The sequence below is a fragment of the Baaleninema sp. genome (genome assembly GCF_049974805.1).
Lineage (GTDB): Bacteria > Cyanobacteriota > Cyanobacteriia > Cyanobacteriales > Geitlerinemataceae > Baaleninema.
In genome coordinates this window covers 1-5,595 of the sequence record NZ_JBNGCO010000186.1, presented here as the reverse complement: position 1 = coordinate 5,595, position 5,595 = coordinate 1, and the positions used below count along the sequence as shown (strand labels likewise).

Sequence of the window (5,595 nt, the reverse complement as noted above, 5' to 3'; positions counted from 1 at the left end):
CCCGAAACTTTATACTCGACTGAACGGGTATTCCTTTTGAATTGAGGATAACCTTTCTTTCCTTTGACTTGGTTCTTACAGTTTTCGTAAAAACAAGTAATAGCTCTCAGAGTTCGCTCCACCGCCGTCTGGCAAGCATGAGAGTTGAGTTCTTCAACAAACTTAAACTCTTTCCTCAATCGCGTGTTGTACCGAAATAACTCAGCCTTACCCACACCCCGATTGTCCATCCAGTAACGCAAGACTTTATTGCGGACGAACTGAGTCGTCCGAATTGCCTCGTCGATGGCTTGGACTTGGTGAGTCTTGGGCTTAACTTTGTATTCGAGGACAAACACGACTTTATACCCACCGTATTAGTATCATTATACCACAGCTAGGCTGAAGCCGCAACACCTCTCACCCCGCCCTGGAAGGACGGGGCTTGTCAGTGACTTCGGTCATCTCTCTAATCGGGGTAAGGGGGTTGAAAGATGCTTCCATCTTAAACAGTGCCAAATCCTTCGCCGAGGAACCGAGGAAACCGGCCCTCGCCCCAACTCACAAAAAAGGGAAAAGTCGCAGAGCGCAAACTTTTCCCACTCAACTCAGCCATCAGTGGCTCAATCTCTTAAAAAATCTATCCTTTGACTCGTTTCTACATGCGAGTGAGAGCAGAAATCTTGGCCAGCTTATCCCGTTCGAGAACCTGTAATTCATCCAGCGTCAACCATCCCTCTTTCAGCAATTGAGAAAACACGAAGATAAGCGCCGAATAGCTATAATCGTATTTTCCGTCAATTTCATGTCGTTTAGCACTCAAAAAATCGTGGAGTTGCCACACTTCATCAATTTCGCTGATGTTGGCGACTTTTTGTCGAACTTCTTCAACGAGACTTTCAATTTCTCGCTTGTAAGCTTTATCAAAAGCTTCTCGCGCTGCTTCTTTCTCCTTTTTAGACCAGTTGACGTCGTTCACTTGTTATTACGATCGAAAATTGTAGTTAGTGTAACTATTATAAAAAAAAAGAGCATTCTTCACAACAGAATGCTCGCGGATTTTATTTTAAATCGAACTGGGTTTTATCGAGCGAGGTTTAACAGTTCTTTCGGCGAAGCCAACAGATCGATCGCCACGAAGAAAATCTTATTCTCCGGATTGAGCAAAAATCGCCAAGCGATGTTCATGCCGACGTTGCCACCAAACCAGGGCGTTTGGACTTTACCCGTCACTTTAATCTGGGTATAGCCGTCCTCGGCCGGTTCTTCCACACCGCGTTCGGGGAGTAACTTGAGGTTTTGGCATTCTTCCCGGAAAAACCGCAGTACGTTATCCTTGCCGACGATCGGTTTTTGGAAAGGCGGTTGCAACGCACCGTCAGGCGCAAACAGTTCAATTAAGGTGTTGAAATCGTTGGCGTTCAAATTGTTCATGTATTGCAACACCGTAGGATTCGTAACGCCTTCAATCTTGACTTGGGTGCGCTGAGCCATGTCTTTCGGCGGCACAACGGGTTCCGCTACCCGTTGTTCGCCCACCTTACCTGCATCGAAGCCCATGCCGACGACGGCATTCCGTAACACGGTGATTTGCTGGCCGGGGTCGAGTCCGCGAATGGCTTGCAACACTGCCGAAGCGTTCGCCGACAGCTTGTAGCCTTCGGGAATGGGAGCCACCACGCCCTCTTCCATCAACTTTCCGAGCTGATACCAGAATCCCAGTTTAATGTTAGGAGACCAGCTTGCATAGGTGCGGCAGAGGGGCGTGTCCGCACGGTTAGCCAGGTCGCACATGGCCTGACTTTGCTCGAGGGCTGGCATCTGCCGAATTTCGTTTAAGGTGTTTTCAGCAAGGCTCATGCTGGCGGCACCCGGCGCAGCGATGGTGATGCTCTTACCCATTTCCAGGTAGGCGAACCAAATCAGAGCGAGTTGGTCTTCTGCGTTGAGTTGGTTAAACCGCGCGATCGTTGCAGGTACAACGTCGGCGGATAACGTATTGGGAAAAATTCCGCGAGCTGTATCGAGAGTAAATGGCATAGATTTATTTGGGCTGGGGTGTAAGAAGAACCTAACACAATCGGCGACTCAGGGATGAAGCATTGAGCGATCTCCAACGGAGCGATCGCGCTTAGGTGGCGTGGAACGGAGTACCGTGGGGATATTCGAGACGCGGCGTCTCACCGTCACATTGAGAATCACATTGAGAATCACATTGAGAAATTGTATGTGGGGGCAAGCCTCTGCGCTTGTCCATCTTTCGCCGTTTTGAGTATTGCTATTAGGAGTCAGTCTCAAATGTCGTCCGTTTCCCCCATTACTTTAACCCGCGAGAAGGAACCCCCGCTCTACCCGAGAGGGTGAGCGACGAGACGGACGCTCACGGTGGCGAACCGAGTTCGCCACCCCTGTCCTCATGAATCGCGGCGGATATTTGGGGTTGGGTGGTAGAATTTTCCGAAAGCCATCAACCCACTGGGATGGAAGCACCTTAAAGTCCAACACCCGCTCAAACCGAGGTTTTGGGGGTATTGAAGGGATTGCCGTTTGTGCTTGCTCTTGAACCTGGGTAGCGAGCGCGTCCTTCAAAGAAGTTGACGAAGGCTCTCGAGAGGTTAAGTACCGAACTTTGCCAACATTGAGAATAAGTTTCTCCAAGCCACTCCAACTCTCGCTTCCACTGGGGAAGCATTTTTTTGAGGTCGTAACCCGAGATGCCTTTCCCGGTTTGTCGGTAGGCTTCCGTCGTCAGTTGCAGAGAACGGTTCCACACCAAACGGCAGCAGCCGAAGCCTTTCTCCAGGGCGACTTCCTGCTCTTTCGTGGGGTAAATTCTCAGCTTAACGACTTTTATTAGTACGATTAATAATCGTGTTAAGCTCAGTTGAGCAGATTGATTTGTCGATCCGCAACCTTCCCGCTCGGCTATCCCAAGCGCCGCTCAACCTAACGGGTAGAGCGCGGGGCTTCCCGCCGAGAAGCTAAAGCGTTTAATTAAAGCAAAGCCCCACCGCGTCACGCGATAGGGCTTTTGCTTTGTATACCGAAAATGCCAGGAGGCGGATTTGAACCGCCGACACGAGGATTTTCAGTCCTCTGCTCTACCGACTGAGCTATCCCGGCTCGAGTTCGCTGTTTTTCAAGCGCTTTATCATCCTAACAAAGGATTTTGGGAAACGCAACCCCCTCGGGAAAGTTTTTTGGGAGAGCCGGAGAGGGGTAGGGGGTGTGACGCGGTCGAAAGATTGGGGTGAAATCTGGTTCCGGGTGTTTGACTGCGTCACGCACCTTGGACATCACCGCATCCCCTCATCCTTCTGCTGTCGGGCTTTGTAGAAGGTTTCGAGGCTGTCTCGATCGCCCACGAAACGCCAGTGCCAGGGTTCGTAAGCGATGTTCTGGGCATTGTCTTTGGGAAACGATAACTCAAAGCTGTAATAGGCGGCGTTGTTTTGCAGCCACTTGAAGGCTTTGGTGTTTTCAAATTCCGGGGAAACGTGCGTCGCGGGTACGTCGCCGTCTCCGATGTCGATGGCGTATCCGGTGTGGTGTTCGCTGTATCCTGGCGGTGCGCTGACTTCTGCCCGTTCGCTGGCGACTTGTCCCCGTTGGGCTTTCACCTCGAAAAAGAGGTATTGTTGGTCTTCGATGGAACGAAAGGCGGAAATCGGTACGAGACGCACGCCCTCAGCCCGGGCGTCCGCTTCCATTTGTAAATAGGCTTCTGCTGCTGCGCGACGCAGTTTGAGGCTGCCGTCGGCTACGATGGCTTTGAGTTCGTCGGGGGAGGCTTCGTCGTAGGGGAGATGTCCGAGAAGGTCGTCGCTGGGAACGGGTTCGGCGGTTTCGCCCGCTTGGGATTCGGCGGTTTCTTCAGACTGGGCGTTGGAACGGGCGAGGAGCGATCGCTCAGATTGCCAGATAAACCACAGGACGCCTCCGAGGGCGAGAACGCCCACGGCGGACAGTGCCATGAGACTGCCCATCACCCAACCTATGCCGCCTTGTTTCGCCCCGGATGGGGAACTGGCGGGGCTGGGAGCGTCTCGTAAGGCTTCTGGAATGTCGTCGATCGCAGCCCTGGAGGTCGTCTGTAGGGATTTGCCAGACCGACTTGATTTCTTCAAAACCCCTCTCCTACATTCAGCAAGGACTCGGTTCCGCGTCAGGGAACTGGACTCTAGAGTAATGCAAATGAGGGGGAAATGACAGGCGTGTTTTTGAGTGGGCTGTCGGCTTCTGCGACGCTTTTGCTGGCTTCTGTGGCGCTTCCCAGCGATCCGCCGTTGAAGTTTAAGGTTCTGCAACAGCCCCAGGGGGTGCGGTTGTACGGCAACGGGGTGGATGTGGTGCAGGAAATTGACCTCAGTGCGGGCGTCTCGCTGCAATTGTTCGACGATCGATCGATCGCGCTGGGGGAAGCTCACCAACCGGACGATTACGGCAATCTCCCTCAATACGATACGGGGGTGAGCCTGCGGGTGCGGGCGCAACCGCTACGACAGCACTGGCAGCATTTGGTTGAAGACTGGGGCGATCGCGCGTTTTCGGTCGTCAACGGCCAGTTTTTCGGCTCCTCTCCCCTTCAATTGGCGTTTCCGGTGAAAGCCAACGGCACGATTTACAGTGGCGGCTATGCCGGAGAGGGGGAATATGCGGGGGAAAAAGTCCTGTTAGCGATTTCTGGTGACGAGGCGCAGATTCTCCCTTTTCCGGAAGTGGGTTTTCCTGAAAATCCCCTGTTTTCGCCGATTCCCGATTTAATTGTCGGTTTGGACGAGTTGGCGGACAAGGGCGTTAAACGCAACGTGGGGCGCACGTTTGTGGGGGTGGGCGATCGAGACGGAAACGGTACCACGGAAACGCTCTGGGTGTTCGCCTCGCCGCGATCGACCCAGTTACGGGCGTCTCGGGTGTTACGGGCTTTTGGAGCCTCTGCGGTGATGATGCTCGATGGCGGCGGTTCGACTCAGTTGATGGTTCGCGGGGTGGAATTCGTTCGATCGAGCGACAAGGTACGGCGAGACATCCCCCATGCGATCGGGGTGGTTTTACCGGAACGGTCGATCGACTAACCCAACTTATCAACGGTCATTTTTAACTGTTATCAAATAGATATCCGGAGGGGCGAACACCGTTCGCCCTCGCTCGATTTCGTTTTTTTTAAGTCTAAATTTTAGTTGTTTTTTATTAAAAAAACTTTTAATATTTTCTTGATTTTTATTAACAAAAAACCGAACAAAAACAGTATTTTTATGATAAAATAAGACTAAAGAATAATTTTTATAGACTTTATAAAAAACCAAAAATATTATCATTCAGGAGACTGTTAATTGTGTGCATTGACCACGATCGCCTATTCAAAACCCTCTTATCCACCTTCTTCTGGGAATTCCTCGATCTCTTCTTCCCCACTATCGCCGAAGCCGTAGACAGAGACTCAATTTCCTTCCTTCCCCAAGAAGTCTTCACCGACATCACCTCCGGGGAACGCCGGGAAATCGACGTCTTAGTTCGAGCCAAATTCCGCCAACAGGACAGCTTTTTCCTGATTCATACCGAGGCACTGGTCGTGTAAAGTGGGAGATATAATCTCCTCGAAAATTACCCATGAAT

At 51.6% G+C, this 5,595-nt stretch carries 6 protein-coding genes, 1 tRNA gene and 1 pseudogene; 2 read left to right on the top strand and 6 right to left on the bottom strand.

Annotation, left to right across the window (positions count from 1 at the left end):
* From ACP5D4_RS20790 to ACP5D4_RS20765, 6 genes and pseudogenes are all read right to left on the bottom strand, one after another.
* Positions 1-338 (bottom strand): annotated as a pseudogene (locus ACP5D4_RS20790) (RNA-guided endonuclease TnpB family protein); the annotation flags it as partial.
* A gap of 299 nt (positions 339-637) precedes the next feature.
* The gene (locus tag ACP5D4_RS20785) at positions 638-958 is read right to left on the bottom strand and encodes a hypothetical protein (RefSeq protein WP_428013521.1); all 321 of its coding nucleotides are present in this window, start codon (positions 956-958) and stop codon (positions 638-640) included.
* 104 nt (positions 959-1,062) lie between these two features.
* Positions 1,063-2,019: an orange carotenoid-binding protein gene (locus tag ACP5D4_RS20780; RefSeq protein WP_428013520.1), complete on the bottom strand. Its 957-nt coding sequence runs from the start codon at positions 2,017-2,019 to the stop codon at positions 1,063-1,065.
* Between the two features lie 469 nt (positions 2,020-2,488).
* A complete protein-coding gene (locus tag ACP5D4_RS20775) occupies positions 2,489-2,752 on the bottom strand; it encodes a hypothetical protein (protein WP_428013519.1) in 264 nt (87 codons plus the stop codon).
* Positions 2,753-3,029: 277 nt separating this feature from the next.
* Positions 3,030-3,102 (bottom strand) — tRNA-Phe (locus ACP5D4_RS20770).
* A gap of 173 nt (positions 3,103-3,275) precedes the next feature.
* Positions 3,276-4,106: a M15 family metallopeptidase gene (locus tag ACP5D4_RS20765; protein WP_428013518.1), complete on the bottom strand. Its 831-nt coding sequence runs from the start codon at positions 4,104-4,106 to the stop codon at positions 3,276-3,278.
* A gap of 78 nt (positions 4,107-4,184) precedes the next feature.
* On the opposite strand from ACP5D4_RS20765, the gene ACP5D4_RS20760 reads away from it, so the two are divergent.
* Both ACP5D4_RS20760 and ACP5D4_RS20755 read left to right on the top strand, forming a co-directional pair.
* On the top strand, positions 4,185-5,054 hold the full coding sequence (locus tag ACP5D4_RS20760) for a phosphodiester glycosidase family protein (RefSeq protein ID WP_428013517.1): 870 nt from the start codon (positions 4,185-4,187) through the stop codon (positions 5,052-5,054).
* 260 nt (positions 5,055-5,314) lie between these two features.
* On the top strand, positions 5,315-5,557 hold the full coding sequence (locus tag ACP5D4_RS20755; protein ID WP_428013516.1) for a hypothetical protein: 243 nt from the start codon (positions 5,315-5,317) through the stop codon (positions 5,555-5,557).
* The last annotated feature ends 38 nt before the right edge of the window (positions 5,558-5,595 follow it).